The organism is Streptomyces sp. NPDC051322, assembly GCF_040689485.1.
Classification (GTDB): Bacteria; Actinomycetota; Actinomycetes; order Streptomycetales; family Streptomycetaceae; genus Streptomyces.
Map to the genome: position 1 here is coordinate 199,889 of NZ_JBFBAK010000004.1, position 18,632 is coordinate 218,520.

Below are 18,632 nucleotides of genomic sequence, written 5' to 3' on the forward strand. Positions count from 1 at the left end.
GTGTGGCCAGAGAGTAGTACCGACTGGTCGGTACGCCTAGGGTCGCGGCAGAGCTTTCCCCCGGGCACGGTCGCAGAGAGGGAAGATGCCGTCGGTCCGACTTCGGGGGGTGCCCGCCCGTCCTATTCCACGGTGGGCGGTTCGGTGGCCGGTTCGAACCAGGTGGGTTCGCCGGCGAGGGCCCGCTTGATCCTGGTCAGCGCGAAATCTCCGAGCTCGGGGAGCGCGTCCACGGTGAACCAGCCGACGTCCAGTGACTCGTCGTCGTTGACCCGGGCGCGGCCGCCGGTCGCCCGGCAGAGCAGGCTGATGTCCATGAACTGGCACCGGTCACCGTTGGGGTACTGAATCTCCTTGAGCGCCTGGACCAGGATCACCCGCTCCGGTACGCACCGGACGGCCGTCTCCTCGTAGACCTCCCGGACAGCGGTGTCCGCGGGCTGTTCTCCCGGCTCGGGGATACCGCCGATGATCGACCACTTTCCGGTGTCGGCGCGCCGGCCGAGCAGCACCCGGCCCTCGTCATCGAGGACGACAACGCTCACCCCGGGCAGCAGGAGCAGCTGTTGGCCCGCGGTGGCACGGATTTCTCGGATGAAGTCGGGAGTAGCCATGTCCGGAACCCTAACGGTGGCTGCGGCGGGACCTCACTGTGCGGGTCGCCGCCCAGCCGAGCCCGCCGGCGGCGACCGCCACCAGCAGCCACTCCGGCAGGGTGCCGAGCCGGGTCGCGGGGGTCTGTGAGGAGCGCTTGGGGACTTCGGCGACCAGGGCGGCGGCGGTGAACATCTTGGTCTTCTGGGCGATCGAACCGTCCGGCCTGATGACCGCGCTCACGCCGGTGGTGACCGGGACCATCACGGCCCGGCTGTGCTCGACGGCGCGTACCCGCGACATGGCGAGCTGCTGGTAGGTCATCTCGCTGCGGTCGAAGGTGGCGTTGTTGCTCGGTACGGAGATGATCTGCGCGCCCGCCTTCACCTGGTCCCGGACCGCCCAGTCGAACGCGGCCTCGTAGCACGTGACGGGACCGACCCTGGTCCCTGCCATGTCGAAGTCGGCCGGCTTGTGACCGGGCACGAAGTCCTTGCGGACCAGGTCGACGTCGGAGCTGAAGATCCGGAAGAAGGACCGGTAGGGCATGTACTCGCCGAACGGCTGGAGCTGCCGCTTGTTGTAGGTGTCGACGGGGCCCTTCACCGGGTCCCAGAGGATCTGCTGGTTCAGCGGCGAGCCCGTGCCGTTGTCCGGGGTGACCACGGCGCCGACCGAGATCGGCGCTTTGATCGCCTTGGCCGCCCGGTCGATCTCGTCGTAGGCGTCGGCATTCAGATACGGGTCGATGTCGGAGGAGTTCTCCGGCCACAGCACCAGGTCGGGCTGCTCGGCACGGCCCGCCTTGATGTCGGCGGCGAGCTTCAGCGTCTCCCGTACGTGATAGTCGAGCACCGCACGGCGCTGGGACGCGAAGTCGAGCCCCATCCGGGGCACGTTGCCCTGGATGAGTGCGACGGTGGCGGTGCCGTCCTCCGCACTGTCGTCGACGAGCGGCAGCGCGGCGAACCCCGCCACGACCGGCAGGACGGCCAGCACCGCGGCGGTCAGGACCCTGCGGTCCAGCAGCCGCCGCAGGGCGGCCCAGTGACGTACGGCATCGGCCAGACCGAAACCGCAGAGCACGACGGCGAAGCCCAGCAGCGGAGTACCGCCGACAGCGGCCAACGGCAGGAACACCCCTTCGGGCTGCCCGAAGGCGACCTTGCCCCACGGGAAGCCGCCGAACGGCACCCGGGCCCGGGCCGCCTCGACGGCGATCCACACCCCGGCCGCCCACAGCGGTGCCAGCGGAAGCCGGGAGACATAGGCGATCCCCGCTCCCGCTGCGGCGATGAACAGCGCCTCGACCGCTGCGAGCCCGAGCCACGGGCCCGGGCCGACCTCCACTCCGGTCCACACCAGCAGCGGCAGCAGGTAGCCGAGCCCGGCGAGATAACCGAGTCCCAGACCGACCCTGGCCCGCCTGCCGTACAGCGCGAGGCCGAGGACCGCGAAGGCGAACGGCGCCAGCCACCACAGCGGCCGCGGCGGGAAACTCGCGTACAGCAACAGCCCTGACAGGGCTGCGGCCACCGGCCGGACCAGAGCACGGGCCAGCCGGCGGCCGCGCGATGTGCTGGAGGGCTGCGGGGCGAGCTGGTCCGGCTCGTCGAGGGAGGTGGTGGGGGCGCTCACCAGGCGGAGTCTACGGTGGCGCGCCGCTTGCGCGGGAGGCCGGTCCGCACGGCGGGACGGAGGGCGGGGCCCGTCCGGTCCGCCGGGACGCTTCTCAGGCCCCGGAGGGCCTTCCGCCGGGTGACAGGCGGAGCCGGTCGCGGATGATACGGACGCCGGCCTCCGCATCGTCGACCGTGACGGTGAAACTCCGCCCGTCACCGAGGGTGAGAACGAGGCCTTCCCCACGGCGCACCACCACGGCCATGCCGTTCTCCGGATGCCAGCGGTATCCCCATCCGCCCCACTGACGGGGGGTCACTCTCGGAGCGAACTCCGCGCCGACCACATGGGCGAGCAGGATGCGCCTGCGCGGCACGCCCATGTATCCGCAGCGCACCTCGAAGCAGTCCTCGTCGATGTGCACCGCCACATGGACGAAGGCCAGCGTGCCGTAGAGCATCAGCAGACCGGCGGCGACACAGCCGACCACGGCCATCGCCAGCGGCACGTTGCCCGATGTCCAGGCGGAGTCCACCGCCAGTTCGATACCGAGGGCCAGGCACGCCACGCCGGCGGCCGAGAGCAGCCACTGCGCACGGTTGGTCGCACGGCCGGTCCAGACCCGGGGAGGGGGCTCGATGGGGTCCGTCATGCGTTGCAGCGTACCCATCATCCGGGCACCCGGCTGTGACGCGTCGGGGGCTATCCGGTGCGGACCGCCGACCCGACCGCCCGCAGCAGCAGACCTTCCGGGTACCTCAGTGCCTCGGCCGGCAGCTCCGCCGGGCGTCCGCTGAGCAGTACGGTGAGGACGCCGCTGGGCGCGGCCCCGGGTGCGGGCCCGGCACCGATACGGCGCAGCGCCTGCGCGGCCACGGCGCCGGCCGAGCCGTACAGGTCGACGTCCGGCCCTTCCGGACGCCGGACGGCCGTGCGGATCCGCTCGGCGACCAGTTCGAAGTGGGTGCAGCCGAGGACGACAGCCCGTACACCCGGTGGAGTGAGGGCGGCCGCGGCGGCGACGGCGCGGCCGATGGCGTCCTCGTCGGCGTACTCGACCGCGTCCGCCAGTCCCGGGCAGGGCACTTCGGTGACTTCGGCGCCGGTCGCGAACCGGTGGATCAGGTCGCGCTGATAGGGGCTGCCGGTGGTCGCCGGGGTCGCCCAGATGGCCACCGATCCGCCGTCCGCGGCGGCCGGTTTGATGGCGGGCACCGTGCCGATGACCGGGATACCGGGCTCCAGCTCGGCGCGCAGCGCGGGCAGCGCGTGGACGGAGGCGGTGTTGCAGGCGACGATCAGCGCGTCGGGCCGCTGCTCGGCGGCCGCCCGCGCCACGGCCAGCGCGTGAGCCGTGACGTCATGCGGCGCGCGGGGGCCCCAGGGCATCCCGTCGGGATCGGATGAGAGCACCAGATCCGCATCGGGCCGTAGCTCCCGCACCGCGGCAGCCGCCGCGAGGAGTCCGATTCCTGAGTCCATCAGCGCGATCTTCACCCGGTCACCTTAGTCGACGGCCGGTGCGCCCCGCCCTCGGTGGGGCAGACTGCGCGGATGAGCGTCATTGCCTGGATCGCCGTCGGATCGCTGGCCGTATGGGTGTGGCTGCTGCTGGGGCAGGGCCTGTTCTGGCGTACGGACCAGCGGCTGCCCCCGCGCACCGAGCCGGACGACTGGCCCTCCGTCGCCGTGGTGGTGCCGGCGAGGGACGAGGCGGCGGTCCTCCCGATGAGCCTTCCCTCGCTGCTGGCCCAGGACTATCCCGGCGACGCCGAGGTCTTCCTGGTCGACGACGGCAGTACCGACGGGACCGGTGAGCTGGCCGGAGCACTGGCGGCACGAGGCTGCGGCTTGCCGCTGACGGTGGTCTCCCCCGGTGAACCCGGTACCGGCTGGACCGGGAAGCTGTGGGCGCTGGGGTACGGAATCGGGCTGGCCCGGGCGCATGAGCCGGAGTACCTGCTGCTGACGGACGCCGATATCGCTCATGAGCCGGACAGCCTCCGGGAGTTGGTGTCGGCCGCCGTGTCGCGCGACCTCGACCTGGTCTCGCAGATGGCGCGGTTGCGCGTGGCGAGTTTCTGGGAGTGCCTGGTGGTGCCCGCCTTCGTGTACTTCTTCGCCCAGCTGTACCCCTTCCGGTGGGTCAACAGGCCGGGCGCCGCCACCGCCGCCGCGGCCGGCGGCTGTGTGCTGCTGCGCACCGCGGCCGCCGAACGGGCTCGCATCCCCGAATCCATCAGGCAGGCCGTGATCGACGATGTGTCACTCGCCAGGGCTGTGCAGCGCAGTGGCGGCCGCATCTGGCTCGGCCTCGCCGAACGCGTGGACAGCGTGCGCCCGTATCCCGGTCTCGGCGATCTGTGGCGGATGGTCTCACGGAGCGCCTATGCGCAGCTCCGGCACAACGTTCTGCTGCTTCTGGGCACCGTCCTCGGCCTTTCACTGATCTACCTGGCGCCGCCCGTCACCCTGGTGGCCGGGCTGCGGTCGCAGGACGCGCCGGCGGCCTGGGCGGGGGGACTCGCGTGGCTGGTGATGGCGGGCACCTATCTGCCGATGCTGCGCTACTACCGGCAGTCGCTGTGGCTGGCGCCGCTGCTGCCGTTCACCGCGCTGCTCTATCTCCTGATGACGGTGGACTCGGCGGTTCAGCACTACCGGGGACGGGGCGCCGCCTGGAAGGGCCGGACCTATGCCCGGCCCGAGCGGAATGCCGGCCCCGAGGCGGCCCGGGACCACTGACGGCCGCCCCCTTTTCGTCGGACGGCTACTTCCTCCCCGGGGTCCAGTTCATTCCCCAGCCGTAGGCCTGGTCGACGGTACGCTGCGGGCTGACTCGGCGGGCGGGCACCAGGTATCGGGCCTCGCGTTGGATGACGAGGTCGCCGCCGTTGTTGGTGATCAGGGCGAGCGCGCACACCGTGGACGGCACGGTGCACTCGTCGAGCGAGAAGTCGATCGCCGCGCCGTGCTGCGGCTGGAGGGTGACCGTCGCATGCAGGTCGGCGAAGCTCCTGGCCCCCTCGTAGATCGTCACGAAGACGAGAATCCGGCGGAGTTGGTTCATCCGGTCGAGGTTGATCGTGATGTTCTCGCCGGTGGACACGGAACCGGTGCGGTCGTCCCCGTCGAGGTGGATGTACGGCGGCTGGCTCAGCGACCCGAAAGCGTTACCCAGTGCCTGCACGACGCCTTTGCGGCCGTCGGTCAGCTCGTACAGCGCGCAGAGGTCGAGATCGAGGTCGGCGTGCGTGGCCACGGCCCTGCCGAGCTTGGCCCCCCAGCTCTTGAACTGCTTGCGCACCTCCCAGTTGAGATTGATCCGCATGGAGCCCGAGGTGCCGCCCTGTTTGGCGAGGGAGACCCTGGGGGCCTCCTTAGTGAGGGTGACTTTGCTGAGCCGTACCGGCGCCGACGCCGACACGGCCGCGGGCGGGGGTGAAGCGGGCGGCGCCATCGGGGCGGGCGTCGTGGGGGCGGGCGGAGCGGCCTGCCGGCTGTCGTCCACGCTGATCCCGAAGTCCGTGGCCAGGCCTTCGAGCCCGCTGCCGTACCCCTGCCCGACCGCGCGGAACTTCCAGGCGCCCTGGCGCCGGTAGAGCTCGCCGAGCAGGAAGGCCGTCTCCACCGTGGCGTCCTGGCTGTCGAACCGTGCGATCTCCGCGCCGCTCGTGGCGTCGAGCAGCCGGATGGAGAGACCTGGGACCTGTCCGAAGCTACCGCCGTCGGCCGAGGCGGCCAGGACCACCCGGTCAACGGCGGTCTCCACCCGGGCGAGGTCGACGGCGAGGGTATCCGTCATCAGGTCGCCGACCGGCCTCTTTCCTTCGTGGCGGACCGCGCCGGAAGCGTGCGCCGACTGGTTGTAGAACACGAAGTCGGCGTCGGAACGCACCTTCCCGGACACCAGCAGGAGTGCCGACGCGTCGACGTCCGGGACTCCCGGCCCCGGCCTCCAACCCAATTCGACCCGCACGGCCTGAGCCGACACAGGAACATTGGTTCCCTTAAGCATTGACATGCTCGCCCCCAACTGGCGCCGTGAAGCCGAAATCTTGCGCACCACCAACCTAATCGCAGGTGTCCCGGGTGCGCTGCTCCGAGGGCTGCCGAGCACCCAGGAAGATCGTCCGTCCGCGCCCCCGCAACCCGTCGGTAACCCGCCGCGAGCAGGCCACTACTTGATTCGAGCACACGAGGACGACCGTTTTTGCCAAGTTCGCTCGCATTGGGGATCCGCCGTCACTCGCAACACGCGAAACAACCCTCTTATCGGTCTCCCCAATCAGCACATCGTGGGCTTTACTTATGTGCCATGACGTCCCCCCGTGCGACCTACGGCGGCGGTTACTACTCCGCGCCGTCTTTCCCGGACACCCCTATCTACGATTCTCTCGTCGCAGAGCGGGGCACCCCTCAGATCGCACCGATCCGAGTCCCGTCCGCTTACGACACCGGCAACAGTTATCTGCCGGCTCTGCCGTCCGCATTGCCCGCGCTGCCCGCCGGCCCCTCCCAGCACGCCCCCGCCTACGGTTATCCGCAGGCCATGGCGCAGCCGGTGCCGATGCAGCACGCGCAGTCCCCGTACATTCCGCAGCAGGCCTCGGCCCCCCGCGGTTATCCGGGACCGCAGCAGTACCCCCAGCAGCAGCGCCCCCAGCAGCAGCGTCCGGCGGCCGGTGCCGGTTACGAGGCGATGCGCCCGGTGACGCAGCGTCCAGCACCCACGCCGTACGAGGATCCGTACAACCGCCCGTATCCGGGACGCGGATACTGAGCCGCCGCTGAGCAGCTCAGCACCGGGTGGCAGGATGCAGACATGCCTGAACCCGGTCGCGCAGTCCTGCAGAGCATCCACGTGTATCCGGTCAAGTCCCTCGCGGGGCAGGCGCCGGACTCGGTAGTCGTCGAGCCCTGGGGGCCGGCCGGAGACCGCCGGTGGATGCTGGTGGACGCAGCAGGTACGGCCGTCACCCAACGCCAGCAGCCACGTCTGGCGTTGGCCGGTGCGGAGCCGTTGTCCGACGGGGGAATACGGCTGTCCGCGCCCGGCTGCGAACCGCTGACCGTCCGTGTGCCGGGGCCGGCCGCCGCCATCGGTGTGCGCCTCTTCGGTGACAAGATCGAGGTCGTCCCGGCGCACGCCTGTGCACATACGTGGTTCAGCACCTATCTCGGCACCGAGGTGCGGCTCGTCCACCTCGACGACCCGGCGCGCCGTCGCACGATCGATCCGCGGTATGCACGGCCCGGCGAGACGGTCAGTCTCGCGGACGGCTATCCGCTGCTGGTCACCACGGCCGCTTCGCTGGACGCGCTCAACTCGCTCATCGCGCAGGGCGATCTCCCCGATGAGGGCCCGCTTCCGATGGATCGTTTCCGGCCGAGTCTGGTCGTGGCCGGTGTGCCGCCCTGGGCGGAGGACGACTGGCTGCGTATCGCTGTCGGCGACATCCCGTTCCGGGTGGTCAAACCGTGCGGGCGCTGCGTCGTGACCACCACCGACCAGCACACCGCCGAGCGCGGCAAGGAGCCGCTGCGCACTCTCGCCCGTCACCGCCGCGTGGACAGTGACCTGCTGTTCGGCCAGAACCTCATCCCCGAGCTGACGGGTGTCATTCGGGTCGGCGATCCGGTGCATATCTTGGAATGACGGAACCCGGCCGTGAGTGAGATCGGTCTCGAATGAGATGCGTCTCGCAGGGAACTCACAGGTAGTAGGGGCACGTTGAACGGGGCGAGGGTGGAAGGAGTACAGGGACCGTGCGAACAGCTTCCGGCGTGTGGCGCTGGCGGCACAACCCGTTGCGCCGCGGGACCGACCTGGCCGAGGCCTGGGTGGCACTTGCCGCGGTGCTGCTGATCGTGCTGGCGGGTCCGCTCGTGGGCTGGTTCTGCGGAGCCTTTGTCGACCGCGCGCTGGGTGACGTCGCGCAGGTTCAGCGCCTCCATCGCCATCCGACGACCGCCACGGTGATCCGTGCGCTGCCCGCCCGCTCCGCGGTGCCCAACCCCGACGGGATCGCCGACGTCATCCCGCGTGGCCGGGCCGCCGCACACTGGACGGGTGCGGACGGAAGCCGGCACACCGGCGCGCTCTCCACCGTCAAGCGTCACGACTCCCCCGGTGACCGACTGCGGATATGGACCGACGATCACGGGGAGATCGTCACGCGGCCCATGACACCGTCCACGGCGCGGGCCCACGCGATACTCGCCGGATTCGGTGCCGCCACGGCGACCGCGGGAGTCATCGTGGCAGGCCGGCGACTGGTCGTGTGGCGGCTCGTGCGGCGGCGCTACGTACAGATCGACCGGGACTGGGCCGAAGCCGGTCCCGACTGGGGACGAACCGGCACCGGCAGCTGAGACCGGCGCTTGCGTCAACTCCCGCGTCCCACGCGCGCTACGGTGGGGCGAGATCCGTCGCGTACACGAGGTGGGGGCACAACAGCGCCATGGCACAGGGCACGGTCCAGGTGACGTACACCGGCACATCGCGGTGGCGACGCCGCACAGGCGAGTACGCCTCACTCTCCGCAGCCCTGGAGGCCGCCGGCGACGGCGATGTGCTGACAGTCGCCCCCGGCACCTACCGCGAGAATCTCGTCGTCCGGCACGCCGTTACACTGCGCGGCAGCGAGGGCGCCATCGGGTCGGTGCGGATCGCACCCGCCGACGGCATCCCGCTCACCGTGCGGGCGTCGGCCGTGGTGCAGGACCTGCAGATCGAGGGCCAGGACGCGGCGGCGCCCGCTCTGCTCGTCGAGGAAGGCACCCCCGAACTTCTCACCCTGCGGATCGTCACCCGCTCGGCCGTCGGCATCGAGGTACGCGGGGCGGCCAGGCCGACCCTGCGCCGCTGCACCGTCGACAACCCGGCGGGGGTGGGCATCGGCGTACTCGACGGCGCCGGCGGGCTGTTCGAGGACTGCGAAGTGGTCGCGGCCGGTCAGTCCGGCATCGCGGTGCACGGCGGAGCACATCCCCGGCTGGAGCGGTGCCGGGTCCACCACTCCTCCGGCGCGGGGCTCAGCGTCACCGGCGACGGCAGCGGCCTCGAGGCGTTCGGCTGCGAGGTGTACGAGATCAAGGGCGCCGGAGTGCAGATCGCGTCGCGGGGCGCCGCGCACCTCACCGACTGCACGGTGCACCGCACTTCGGCCGACGGGATCACCCTCGACACCGATGCCGTACTCACGCTGTCCGATTGCGACATCCATGACATTCCGGAGAACGCGGTTGATCTGCGGTCCCGTTCGGTGCTGACGCTGACCCGGTCGACCGTGCGCCGCTTCGGCCGTAACGGCCTGTCGGTCTGGGACCCCGGCACCCGGGTCGACGCCAACCAGTGCGAGGTCCACGACAGTACGGGCGACTACCCGGCCGTCTGGGTCAGCGACGGTGCGACCGTCGTGCTGGACTCGTGCCGGGTCCACGACGTGCCGGACGCCATCTTTGTACTCGACCGCGGCTCCCGCGCGGACGTCGTCGACAGCGATCTCGCCCAAGTGCGCAACACCGCGGTGTCGGTGAGCGACGGCGCCACCGCGCAGCTCGACGACTGCCGCATCCGGGAGGCCTCCACCGGTGCCTGGTTCCGCGACCACGGCAGCGGCGGCACACTGAGCGGCTGCACCATCGACGCCGCCCAGACCGGCGTCATCGTCACCAAGGGCGCCGATCCGCGGATCGAGCGCTGCACCGTCACCGCGCCCGCCGAGGCCGGGTTCTACGTATCGGCCCAGGGCCGCGGCGCCTTCCACAACTGCCGGGTGACCGGCAGCAGCGGATACGGCTTCCACGTCATAGACGGCTGCCGCACCACCTTGACCCGCTGCCGCACCGAGCGGTGTGCCCGCGGCGGTTACGAGTTCGCCGACGGCGGCGCCGGACACGGTGAAGGACCGGCCGGCGGCCCGGTGGTCGAGGACTGCAGCAGCGACGAGAGCGGTGTGCTGACCGAGCCGCGGGAGGTCCCCGCGGTGGCGACGGCGACCCGGACCACCGGACTGCTCGGCGCGGTGCCCGAGCAGCACCCCGCGGAGCCGACCGCGCCCGCCGCGCCGGCGCCGCCTGCCGCCGGTGAGCCCATACGGTCGTCTTCGGATGTGCTCGGCGAGCTCGACACCCTGGTCGGGCTGGAGAGCGTCAAGCGGGAGGTCCGGGCCCTCACCGACATGATCGAGATCGGTCGACGGCGCCGGGCAGCGGGTCTCAAGGCCGCGTCGGCCCGCCGCCATCTGGTGTTCACCGGTTCCCCGGGCACCGGTAAAACCACGGTGGCCCGGCTGTACGGCGAGATCCTGGCATCGCTCGGCGTGCTGGAGCGTGGGCATCTCGTCGAGGTGTCCCGGGTCGATCTGGTCGGTGAGCACATCGGCTCGACGGCCATCCGCACCCAGGAGGCCTTCGACCGGGCCCGCGGCGGCGTGCTGTTCATCGACGAGGCGTACGCGCTCTCCCCCGAGGACTCGGGACGCGACTTCGGCAAGGAAGCCATCGACACGCTGGTGAAGCTGATGGAGGACCACCGGGAGGCGGTGGTGGTGATCGTGGCCGGCTACACCGCGGAGATGGAGCGTTTCCTGGGCGTCAACCCCGGTGTGGCGTCCCGCTTCTCACGAACCATCACCTTCGGCGACTACGCCCCCGACGAGCTGCTGCGGATCGTGGAGCAACAGGCCGACGAACACGAGTACCGGCTGGGCGACGGCGCCTCCGAAGCGCTGCTGAAGTACTTCACGGCGCTGCCCAAGGGACCCGGCTTCGGCAACGGCCGCACCGCCCGCCAGACCTTCGAGTCCATGGTGGAACGGCATGCGGGCCGGGTCGCCCAGTTCTCCGAGATGTCCACCGACGATCTCAGTCTGCTCTTTCCGGAGGATCTGCCGGAACTGCCCTGACCTCCGCTGCGCGCCGGCCGTCCACGGTGGTGGGCCGGACCGGCACGGGCTCGCCCGCCGCGCCGGGCTGGTGCGGCACCGCCACCGCGAGCCGGGCGAGCAGCGCCGCGCGTTCCTCGGTGAACACCGGGTCGGCCTGGTAGTCGGAGTGCCCCAGAATCGGGGCGGGCAGCGGGTGGTCGCGTGTTCGGCCGTAGGCGAGCGGATCGAGCAGTGGCCCCCGGTCCACATCCCCGCCCGGCATCACCTCGCCGCCGATGGGATCCGTGGCGCGCCACAGATTGCGCCAGCAGTGCACTTCCCGGTGCAGGCCCTCGAGACACACCGGTCCGAAGTACGCCGGGAACCACCGCCCGTAGAGCCGCTCCAGGGGGGACCCGTACGTGAGCAGGGCGACCCGGCGGCGGGTACGGGCAGGAAGCTGCCAGACCGCGGCCGCCGCCAGGACGCTCCCCTGGGAGTGCCCGGAGATGACGAGGCGCCCGCCGGTGAGATCGGTCCAGGTGAACATCCGCCAGGTCAGGTCGGGAACGGCGCGCTCGGCGTAACAGGGCGGCGCGAAGGGATGAGCGGCGCGCGGCCAGAAGGTGCCGACGTCCCAGAGAATGCCGATGGTGCGGCGGGCCGATGCGTCCCGGTAGGCGCGCCTGCCGCAGGCCACGAAGAGTATGAAGCCGAGGCCGACCAGCCAGGAGCCCAGCGCCTGGACGGACTGGGCCGCCGAGGCGATCAGAGCGGGGGCCGACCCGGCAGCCCGGCCCGGCACCTCCCCGGTCAACCCGGCACCGGCCACCGCGCCCGCACCGAGCAGCAGGGTGACCACTGCGATGATCCCGAGGAACCACGGCGCGGCGTCGGTGAGCCGGGCGCGGGCCCGGACGCCGGCGATCTGCCGGGTGCGTACGGTGTCGGGGCTCTCCCCCGGGTAGTCCTGCATGATCTTCTCGGCGATGCGGTTGCGGCTGCGCCGGGTGCGCACCGCGCAGATGGCAGCGGGGATCAGCAGGACGAGCAGCAGGACCGGGATCACCGAAGCCTGCCAGCTGAGCAGCACCGGTGGTCCGGGGATGGAGCTGCTACTTCCCATACCCGGGGTGCCGGGCCCGTCGAGCCAGTCGGCCATCCGCTGGGCGACCCCGCCCGTCATCACCCCGGCCAGCGCACAGGCCAGCAGGGCGACGGCCGGCCCGCCGAGCCCGCTGAGCACGGCGCCGGCGCCGGCGCCGGAGGCCCGGCGGCGGCGTACCAGCGCGACGGCGCCGAGGGCGACCACGAGCGCCAGCTGAGCGACGGTGATGATCCCGAAGGTGCGGTCACCGGGGAGCGTGCCGTGGGACGCCCAACCCGGGCGGGACCAGGCGGCGTACCCGGCGGACAGCACGAGCAGGGCGAGCGAGAGCCCGGGCAGCAGGGTGACCACGGCGCGGTCGAGTTCCTCGTCCAGCCGGGTCTCGGTCCGCCCCCTGCGGCACACCACCCACACCACCACGGCCGCCGCCACCAGCAGGGTCGCCTCGAGCAGTCGGCCGACGGCCTCCAGGAGCGTGCCCGAGGCGCGCCGGTCGCATCCGGCGGCGGCGAGCGTGAGCGCGGCGGCGACGGTCAGGAATCCGGCGGCCGTGTGCGCGGCACGCAGCCGTGCGACGAGCCGGCGCCCGTACCAGAATCCGGGCCGGCCGAGTGCGGGACGGTGGGACGGGTCGACGTCTTCGGTGTGGAACTCCCCGCTGAGCGGCTGCTGCGACTCGTACGCGCTCCAGGTGCGGTTGGAGAGGTACCACAGCAGCGCGGTCAGTGCGGTGGGCGCCAGTGCGGCCACGGCCAGCCGACGGCCGGGCTGGGACCACCAGCCACCGTGGGCGACGGACAGAAAGCCGAGCCAGGACCTGCCCTCCGAGCAGCCGGTCGAGCCCGCGCACTGCCAGGCGGTCAGGTCCAGCGCCACCTCGCAGACAGCGGCCACCAGCAGCACGGTGAGGCTGAGCGCGACGAGCCGCACCAGTAACCCGTACAGCCGTGCGGACTTGGGCATCCGGTGACTGGCGGGCAGCATCCAGTGGGCGAGGTTGACCACCATGAAGGGGAGCAACAGCAGCCACAGGGCGCGAGCGCCGTTGCCCGAGGTGAGGTTGCACCAGACGTAGGCCTCCGGGACCGGGCGGTCCCGGTACCGCTCGGGGTGCTGTGCGGCGTCCACGTCATCGGCGCAGCGGTAGACCGCCGCCGTCTCGTCGCCGCTGACCCGGACCGTACGCGGATCGCCGAGCATCTCCTGCGGGGTGGTCCCGCCGACGCCGTGGACCAGCAGTTCGAGCGCGGGTTCTGCGCCTTCCCGGGCGGGCGGGGCTGAGGACACTGCGGTGACTCCCTCTCGTCGAGGTGACGGTCGCGGCGGCATGGCGTCCATCATCCGGTAGGACGGCGGCCCACCATACGGCTCCTCATGAATCTCCCCGCGGAGCAACCCTGGCAACCAGTGGCACATCCGGGAACTGTGCGTGCGAGGATGAGGGATCTGCCGGACAACGGAAGGACCGGGCCTGTCGGTGAGCGAGAATCAGAATCTGCTCGCGGAGCAGCGTCGTGCCCTGATCATCGACGAGGTCCGGCGGCGTGGCGGCGTCCGTGTCAATGAACTCACCCGCAAGCTGAAGGTCTCGGACATGACGGTCCGCCGGGACCTCGACGCGCTGGCGCGGCAGGGCGTCATCGAGAAGGTGCACGGCGGCGCGGTGCCGGTGGTCGAGGCCTCGACACACGAACCGGGGTTCGAGGCCAAGTCCGGCTTGGAGCTGAGCGCCAAGGAGGACATCGCGCGGGCGGCCGCGGCGATGGCCGTGCCGGGCAGCGCGATCGCTCTCTCCGGCGGGACCACGACCTTCGCTCTGGCCCATCAGTTGCTCGATGTGCCCGATCTGACCATCGTCACCAATTCGGTACGGGTCGCCGATGTGTTCCATTCCGCGCAGCAGGTGCTCGGCGGTACGGGACACCGGCCGGGGGCCGCGACCGTGGTGCTGACCGGCGGGGTGCGTACCCCTTCGGACTCGCTGGTGGGGCCGGTCGCCGACCAGGCGATCCGGTCACTGCACTTCGATGTGCTTTTCCTGGGGGTGCACGGCATATCCGCCGAGGCCGGGCTGTCCACGCCGAACCTCGCGGAGGCGGAGACCAACCGCCGGTTCATCCAGTCGGCACGGCGGGTGGTCGTGGTGGCCGACCACACCAAGTGGGGCACGGTCGGGCTGAGTTCCTTCGCGACGCTGGAGGACGTGGACACCTTCGTCACCGATGCCGGGTTGTCCGCCGGGGCGCGCGAAGAGATCACCGAGTCACTGCCGGGCCTGGTGGTGGCGGGCGAGGCGGACTGAGGAGAGAGCCGCTCAGCGCGTGGCTGTGCGGCTCACGTTTAGTGGCCCGGCACCCGCCGCCTCACTGCGTCCAGCGGCCGGTGGTCAGGAGTTGCTCGATGGCCGCGGCGTACGGAGCGATATCGAGACCCTGCTCCTCGAGCCAGCTGTCCGAGTAGTACTTGTCGAGATAGCGGTCGCCCGGGTCGCAGAGCAGCGTCACCACGCTGCCGGTACGCCCCTCGGCCACCATCTCGGCGACGATCTTCAGCGCTCCCCACAGTCCGGTACCGGTCGAACCGCCCGCCTTGCGGCCGATGGCCCGGTCCAGCGCGCGGACCGCGGCGACGCTCGCGGCATCCGGGACCTTCATCATCCGGTCGATGGCGCCGGGCACGAAGCTGGGCTCCATACGGGGCCTGCCGATCCCCTCGATCCGCGACCCGCAGTCACTGGTCGCCAGCGGATCGCCCCGGGTCCAGCCGTCGAAGAAGCACGAGTTCTCCGGGTCGGGGACACAGATCCGGGTGTCGTACTGCATGTAGTGCACATAGCGGGCGATCGTCGCCGAGGTGCCGCCGGTTCCGGCGGTGGCGACGATCCAGGCGGGCTCCGGATACCGCTCCAGCCGCAGCTGCTGGTAGATGGACTCGGCGATGTTGTTGTTGCCTCGCCAGTCGGTGGCCCGCTCCGCGTAGGTGAACTGGTCCACGTAGTGACCGCCGGTGACATCGGCGAGGGAGGCCGCCTCCTCGTACAGCCGCCGGGAGTCGTCCACGAAATGGCACTGCCCGCCATGGAACTCGATCAGGCGGCATTTCTCCCGGCTGGTGGTGCGCGGCATCACCGTGATGAAGGGGATGCCGATGAGCTTGGCGAAGTACGCCTCGGAGACGGCGGTGGAGCCGCTGGAAGCCTCGATCACCGGCCTGCCCGGCCGGATCCAGCCGTTGCACAGTCCGTAGAGGAACAGCGAACGGGCCAGCCGGTGTTTGAGGCTGCCCGTCGGGTGCGTCGATTCGTCCTTGAGGTAGAGATCGATGCCCCAGCCCTCGGGAAGCGGGAAGCGCAGCAGATGGGTGTCGGCCGAGCGGTTGGCGTCGGCCTGTACCTTGCGGACGGCCTCTTTCAGCCAGGCCCGGTACTCCGGATCGCTGCGATCGATGTCCACTGTTGCCGCGGCCACGGCGTCCGGTCCCTGTTCGGCTGTGCTCACGCGTGTCTCTCCTCGCCCTGTCAACTCTGCTCGCCACGCGCCACAATATTCCCCTCACCAGCACAAACGATGACTTGGACGCTCCATAGGACGTGCTTGGGCGATAACGGCTCGAACCAGCACATGCCCATACGGTCCGGAGGCCGTTGCGTACTGGTGCGCGGCGCTTCGCCCCGTCAGACTGCCTGGAGAGACCCATCCGAAGGGGGCGGGAACAGTCATGGCGGAAGCAGAATTCACCGCGACGGGTGTACGGATCGAACGGTGGCCCCGCTCGCTCACCCGGGCCGGCCAAGTGTTGATCAAGGACGGCCGGCTGGCCCTGCTCACCAGCAACGGCCGTGAGATCGACAGCGCGCCGCTCGGTGCCGTCAGCGCGGCGAAGCCATGGTTCGCCGGGGTCGGCCGCATGGTCGCGACCCTGAACGGCACCCGCTACCGGCTGACCATGGGACAGCGGAACGTGCGGCTGGACAGCGCGAAGGCGGTGGGCCGATTCCTCGAGGCGGTACGCGGCGCGCGGCACTGAGGGGACCGCGAGTTGCGGAGCCGCACCCCCTGGGCGACCCTGGACACACATCACTAAGGGTTTACCGGCGGTCACGCTGAGAACAACCCCCCGCCGGGCCACTTCGTCTTCTTCCGGACCTCATTCGGGGAGTCGCAGCCGTGATCACCCAGCCAGCCAGGCATTGCGCAGTGGAGCTTCAGGCTCTGCCTTCGCGCATAGGACAAGTCCGTAGAATCGTGTCGGCCCAATTGCGTTACTGGCATCTCGACCCGCTCATCGACCAAGCCGCCCTCGGTGTCACCGAGTTGCTCACCAATGTCCACCGCCATGCCGAGCCGGACAAGCTGTGCACGGTCGAGATGGACCTGTTGCTCGACCGGCTGACGGTATCGGTCCGCGATCACGATCCCCGGATTCCTACCGTGAGCACGGCGGACCAGCTCGCCACCTGCGGGCGTGGGCTCTCGATGATCGCCGCGGTCAGCGAGAGCTGGGGCATTCGCCCGCAGGGCGACGCCGGGAAGGTCGTCTGGTTCACCCTGCCGGCCTCGGCCTCCGGCACTCTCGCAGCCGTGGAGACGCTCTACGGGGCGACGACGCCCGGTCCGTTCGCGTTCGCCGAGGCCCCCGCCGCCGCTGCCGCCCGGTCGGCTCTGGTGAGCTGACCGGGCGGCCGGCGGCCGGCGCCCCGTCCCGGCCCGCCGGCGGCGTGGCGGTGGTCATGCCGCGCCGCCCTTGGACGCCGGGCCGAACTGCTCGTCCAGGACCGACAACCGGCGCCAGTACTCGTCCTCGTCGATCTCACCGGTGGCGAAACGCCGGCCGAGGATCGCGATGGGCGACTGCTCACCGTGCCCGGCGCGTACCCGCGCCGGGCCCTGCCACGGCCCGCTGCGGCCACGCCACACGGTGCGGCGCAGCACGGTGACGACGGTGAAGACGACCGCCGCCCAGAAGAGCGGGAAGAGCAGGATCCACGGGCCCGGCCCGCCGGAAAATGCCAGGGTGTTCATATCGGTTCATCTCCTCGCTGGGGATGGCTCCTTACTGACCTCGAGCCTCCCTCCGCAGGGGGTCCCGGTCGTCGTACGGGCAGCGGCTCCGCGCGTACCACGGCGGGAGTACATGACGGGGCCGGGACTGCTCCCGTCAAGACTCTTCGTCCGGGGCTGCTTCCGCCGGGACGGTCGCAGCAGGTGGACCGGCCGGCATCAGCCCACCAGGGACAGAGGGTCGTCGAGTACCGGCTGCCAGGCCAACTCGGCCGCGCCCACCAGGCTGTTGTGGTCCAGCGTGCAGGGCAGGATGGGCACGCCGCCGCTGCGCCCCCACAGGCTCCGGTCGGCGACGACGGCGCGCAGCCGCTCCGGATCGGCGTCCAGCAGCGCACGGTGCAGTCCGCCGAGGATGATCCGGTCGGGGTTGAGGATGTTCACCAGCCCGGCGAGGCCGAGACCGAGCCGGTCGACGACCTCCTGGGCGGCGATCCTTACACCCGGGTCGTCGTACTCGGTGCGGAGGATGTCACGGGACTGCTGGAGCAGCGAGACCTCGGGGCCCGGAGTGCGCCCGGCGGCCGTGAGGAAGGCGAGCGGGTCGGTCTCGACGTCCAGGCAGCCGCGGCTGCCGCAGTAGCAGGGCCGGCCCTCCGGGTGGACGGTGAGATGGCCGACCTCCAGGGCGAGGCCCGAACTTCCGGTGTGCAGGCGGCCGTCGAGCACCAGGGCGCCTCCCACCCCGCGATGCCCGGTGGCCACGCAGAGCAGATGCTGCGCGCCGCGGCCGGCCCCGTGGCGGTGTTCGGCCAGTGCCGCCAGGTTCACGTCGTTGCCGGCGAAGACCGGACCCACGATGCCCGCCGCGCGGACCCGGTCGGCGAAGATGTCGCGGACCGGGGCGCCTGCGGGCCAGGCGAGATACGGCGGTTTGAGCGCGGTGCCGTCCGGTTCGGCCACCGCGGACGGAACGGCCAGCCCCGCCCCGACGCAGCGCAGACCGGTGTCGCGCAGCAGCGCGGCGCCCTCGTCGACCACCGCGCCGAGCACTTGCGCCGGGTCGGCGGAGATCGTGACACAGCCGGGTGAGGTCGCCACGGCCCGGCCGCCGAGCCCGATCAGCGCGGCCCGGAAACCATCCGCGTGCACCTGGGCGGCGAGCACGACGGGGCCCTGGTCGTTGACCGAGAGCCGGTGTGACGGACGTCCCTGCGATCCGGCCGCAGCCCCGGGGCTGGAATCGACCTGGATCAGCCCGAGCGCTTCGAGTTCGGCGGCGACGGCGCCCGCGGTGGCGCGGGTGACGCCCAACTCGGCCGTGAGTACCGCACGGGTGGGCGCGCGCCCGGTGTGGACCAGTTCCAGCGCCGGCCCCAGGGCGCTGCGGCCACGCTCCAGCTTGGTCCGGTTCGTCGTCACCTTGCCGTTCATGAC

17 protein-coding genes are annotated in these 18,632 nt (G+C 71.2%); 8 read left to right on the forward strand and 9 right to left on the reverse strand.

Going from position 1 to position 18,632, the window contains the following annotated elements:
- Positions 1-122: 122 nt before the first annotated feature.
- From AB0436_RS12070 to AB0436_RS12085, 4 genes are all read right to left on the reverse strand, one after another.
- A complete protein-coding gene (locus AB0436_RS12070) occupies positions 123-614 on the reverse strand; it encodes an NUDIX domain-containing protein (protein ID WP_366467687.1) in 492 nt (163 codons plus the stop codon).
- A 10-nt stretch (positions 615-624) separates the two neighbouring features.
- Positions 625-2,232, reverse strand: a complete 1,608-nt coding sequence (lnt, locus tag AB0436_RS12075; protein WP_366467688.1) for an apolipoprotein N-acyltransferase — start codon at positions 2,230-2,232, stop codon at positions 625-627.
- 94 nt (positions 2,233-2,326) lie between these two features.
- Positions 2,327-2,866 (reverse strand): hypothetical protein, encoded by a 540-nt coding sequence (locus tag AB0436_RS12080; protein ID WP_366467689.1) that lies wholly within the window; start codon positions 2,864-2,866, stop codon positions 2,327-2,329.
- Between the two features lie 50 nt (positions 2,867-2,916).
- Complete coding sequence (locus AB0436_RS12085; protein ID WP_366467691.1) at positions 2,917-3,711, reverse strand: aspartate/glutamate racemase family protein; 795 nt, start codon at positions 3,709-3,711, stop codon at positions 2,917-2,919.
- Between the two features lie 57 nt (positions 3,712-3,768).
- Between AB0436_RS12085 and AB0436_RS12090 the strand changes: the two genes are divergently transcribed.
- The gene (locus AB0436_RS12090) at positions 3,769-4,959 is read left to right on the forward strand and encodes a glycosyltransferase (RefSeq protein ID WP_366467692.1); all 1,191 of its coding nucleotides are present in this window, start codon (positions 3,769-3,771) and stop codon (positions 4,957-4,959) included.
- Positions 4,960-4,984: 25 nt separating this feature from the next.
- On the opposite strand, the gene AB0436_RS12095 is transcribed toward AB0436_RS12090, so the two are convergent.
- Positions 4,985-6,238: a TerD family protein gene (locus AB0436_RS12095; protein WP_366467693.1), complete on the reverse strand. Its 1,254-nt coding sequence runs from the start codon at positions 6,236-6,238 to the stop codon at positions 4,985-4,987.
- A gap of 294 nt (positions 6,239-6,532) precedes the next feature.
- On the opposite strand from AB0436_RS12095, the gene AB0436_RS12100 reads away from it, so the two are divergent.
- From AB0436_RS12100 to AB0436_RS12115, 4 genes are all read left to right on the forward strand, one after another.
- On the forward strand, positions 6,533-6,997 hold the full coding sequence (locus AB0436_RS12100) for a DUF6643 family protein (RefSeq protein WP_366467694.1): 465 nt from the start codon (positions 6,533-6,535) through the stop codon (positions 6,995-6,997).
- A 42-nt stretch (positions 6,998-7,039) separates the two neighbouring features.
- A complete protein-coding gene (locus tag AB0436_RS12105) occupies positions 7,040-7,873 on the forward strand; it encodes an MOSC N-terminal beta barrel domain-containing protein (protein ID WP_366467695.1) in 834 nt (277 codons plus the stop codon).
- A gap of 110 nt (positions 7,874-7,983) precedes the next feature.
- Positions 7,984-8,589 (forward strand): hypothetical protein, encoded by a 606-nt coding sequence (locus AB0436_RS12110; RefSeq protein WP_366467696.1) that lies wholly within the window; start codon positions 7,984-7,986, stop codon positions 8,587-8,589.
- 89 nt (positions 8,590-8,678) lie between these two features.
- The gene (locus AB0436_RS12115) at positions 8,679-11,126 is read left to right on the forward strand and encodes a right-handed parallel beta-helix repeat-containing protein (protein ID WP_366467697.1); all 2,448 of its coding nucleotides are present in this window, start codon (positions 8,679-8,681) and stop codon (positions 11,124-11,126) included.
- Here AB0436_RS12115 and AB0436_RS12120 read toward each other — a convergent pair.
- The gene (locus AB0436_RS12120) at positions 11,086-13,482 is read right to left on the reverse strand and encodes a hypothetical protein (protein WP_366467698.1); all 2,397 of its coding nucleotides are present in this window, start codon (positions 13,480-13,482) and stop codon (positions 11,086-11,088) included. The genes AB0436_RS12115 and AB0436_RS12120 overlap by 41 nt on opposite strands.
- Before the next feature lie 190 nt (positions 13,483-13,672).
- On the opposite strand from AB0436_RS12120, the gene AB0436_RS12125 reads away from it, so the two are divergent.
- Entirely contained in the window at positions 13,673-14,497 is an 825-nt protein-coding gene (locus AB0436_RS12125) for a DeoR/GlpR family DNA-binding transcription regulator (protein WP_366467699.1), read from the forward strand.
- A 61-nt stretch (positions 14,498-14,558) separates the two neighbouring features.
- Here the strand turns inward: AB0436_RS12125 and AB0436_RS12130 are convergent, their stop codons facing one another.
- Positions 14,559-15,692, reverse strand: coding sequence for a PLP-dependent cysteine synthase family protein (locus AB0436_RS12130; RefSeq protein ID WP_366467700.1), 1,134 nt, complete (start codon positions 15,690-15,692; stop codon positions 14,559-14,561).
- 220 nt (positions 15,693-15,912) lie between these two features.
- Here AB0436_RS12130 and AB0436_RS12135 point away from each other — a divergent pair, with 220 nt between their 5' ends.
- Positions 15,913-16,221: a hypothetical protein gene (locus AB0436_RS12135; protein ID WP_366467701.1), complete on the forward strand. Its 309-nt coding sequence runs from the start codon at positions 15,913-15,915 to the stop codon at positions 16,219-16,221.
- A gap of 140 nt (positions 16,222-16,361) precedes the next feature.
- The gene (locus tag AB0436_RS12140; RefSeq protein ID WP_366467702.1) at positions 16,362-16,868 is read left to right on the forward strand and encodes an ATP-binding protein; all 507 of its coding nucleotides are present in this window, start codon (positions 16,362-16,364) and stop codon (positions 16,866-16,868) included.
- Positions 16,869-16,922: 54 nt separating this feature from the next.
- Here AB0436_RS12140 and AB0436_RS12145 read toward each other — a convergent pair whose 3' ends face one another.
- On the reverse strand, positions 16,923-17,216 hold the full coding sequence (locus AB0436_RS12145) for an SHOCT domain-containing protein (RefSeq protein WP_366467703.1): 294 nt from the start codon (positions 17,214-17,216) through the stop codon (positions 16,923-16,925).
- Positions 17,217-17,414: 198 nt separating this feature from the next.
- Positions 17,415-18,629, reverse strand: coding sequence for an ROK family protein (locus AB0436_RS12150; protein ID WP_366467704.1), 1,215 nt, complete (start codon positions 18,627-18,629; stop codon positions 17,415-17,417).
- Positions 18,630-18,632 lie beyond the last annotated feature (3 nt).

Coding starts and splice junctions, on each gene's coding strand:
- AB0436_RS12070 (WP_366467687.1), bottom strand. CDS start 614: ATGGCTACTCCCGACTTCATCCGAGAAATCCGTGCCACCGCGGGCCAA.
- AB0436_RS12080 (WP_366467689.1), bottom strand. CDS start 2,866: ATGACGGACCCCATCGAGCCCCCTCCCCGGGTCTGGACCGGCCGTGCG.
- AB0436_RS12090 (WP_366467692.1), top strand. CDS start 3,769: ATGAGCGTCATTGCCTGGATCGCCGTCGGATCGCTGGCCGTATGGGTG.
- AB0436_RS12095 (WP_366467693.1), bottom strand. CDS start 6,238: ATGTCAATGCTTAAGGGAACCAATGTTCCTGTGTCGGCTCAGGCCGTG.
- AB0436_RS12100 (WP_366467694.1), top strand. CDS start 6,533: ATGACGTCCCCCCGTGCGACCTACGGCGGCGGTTACTACTCCGCGCCG.
- AB0436_RS12105 (WP_366467695.1), top strand. CDS start 7,040: ATGCCTGAACCCGGTCGCGCAGTCCTGCAGAGCATCCACGTGTATCCG.
- AB0436_RS12115 (WP_366467697.1), top strand. CDS start 8,679: ATGGCACAGGGCACGGTCCAGGTGACGTACACCGGCACATCGCGGTGG.
- AB0436_RS12135 (WP_366467701.1), top strand. CDS start 15,913: ATGGCGGAAGCAGAATTCACCGCGACGGGTGTACGGATCGAACGGTGG.
- AB0436_RS12145 (WP_366467703.1), bottom strand. CDS start 17,216: ATGAACACCCTGGCATTTTCCGGCGGGCCGGGCCCGTGGATCCTGCTC.
- AB0436_RS12150 (WP_366467704.1), bottom strand. CDS start 18,629: ATGAACGGCAAGGTGACGACGAACCGGACCAAGCTGGAGCGTGGCCGC.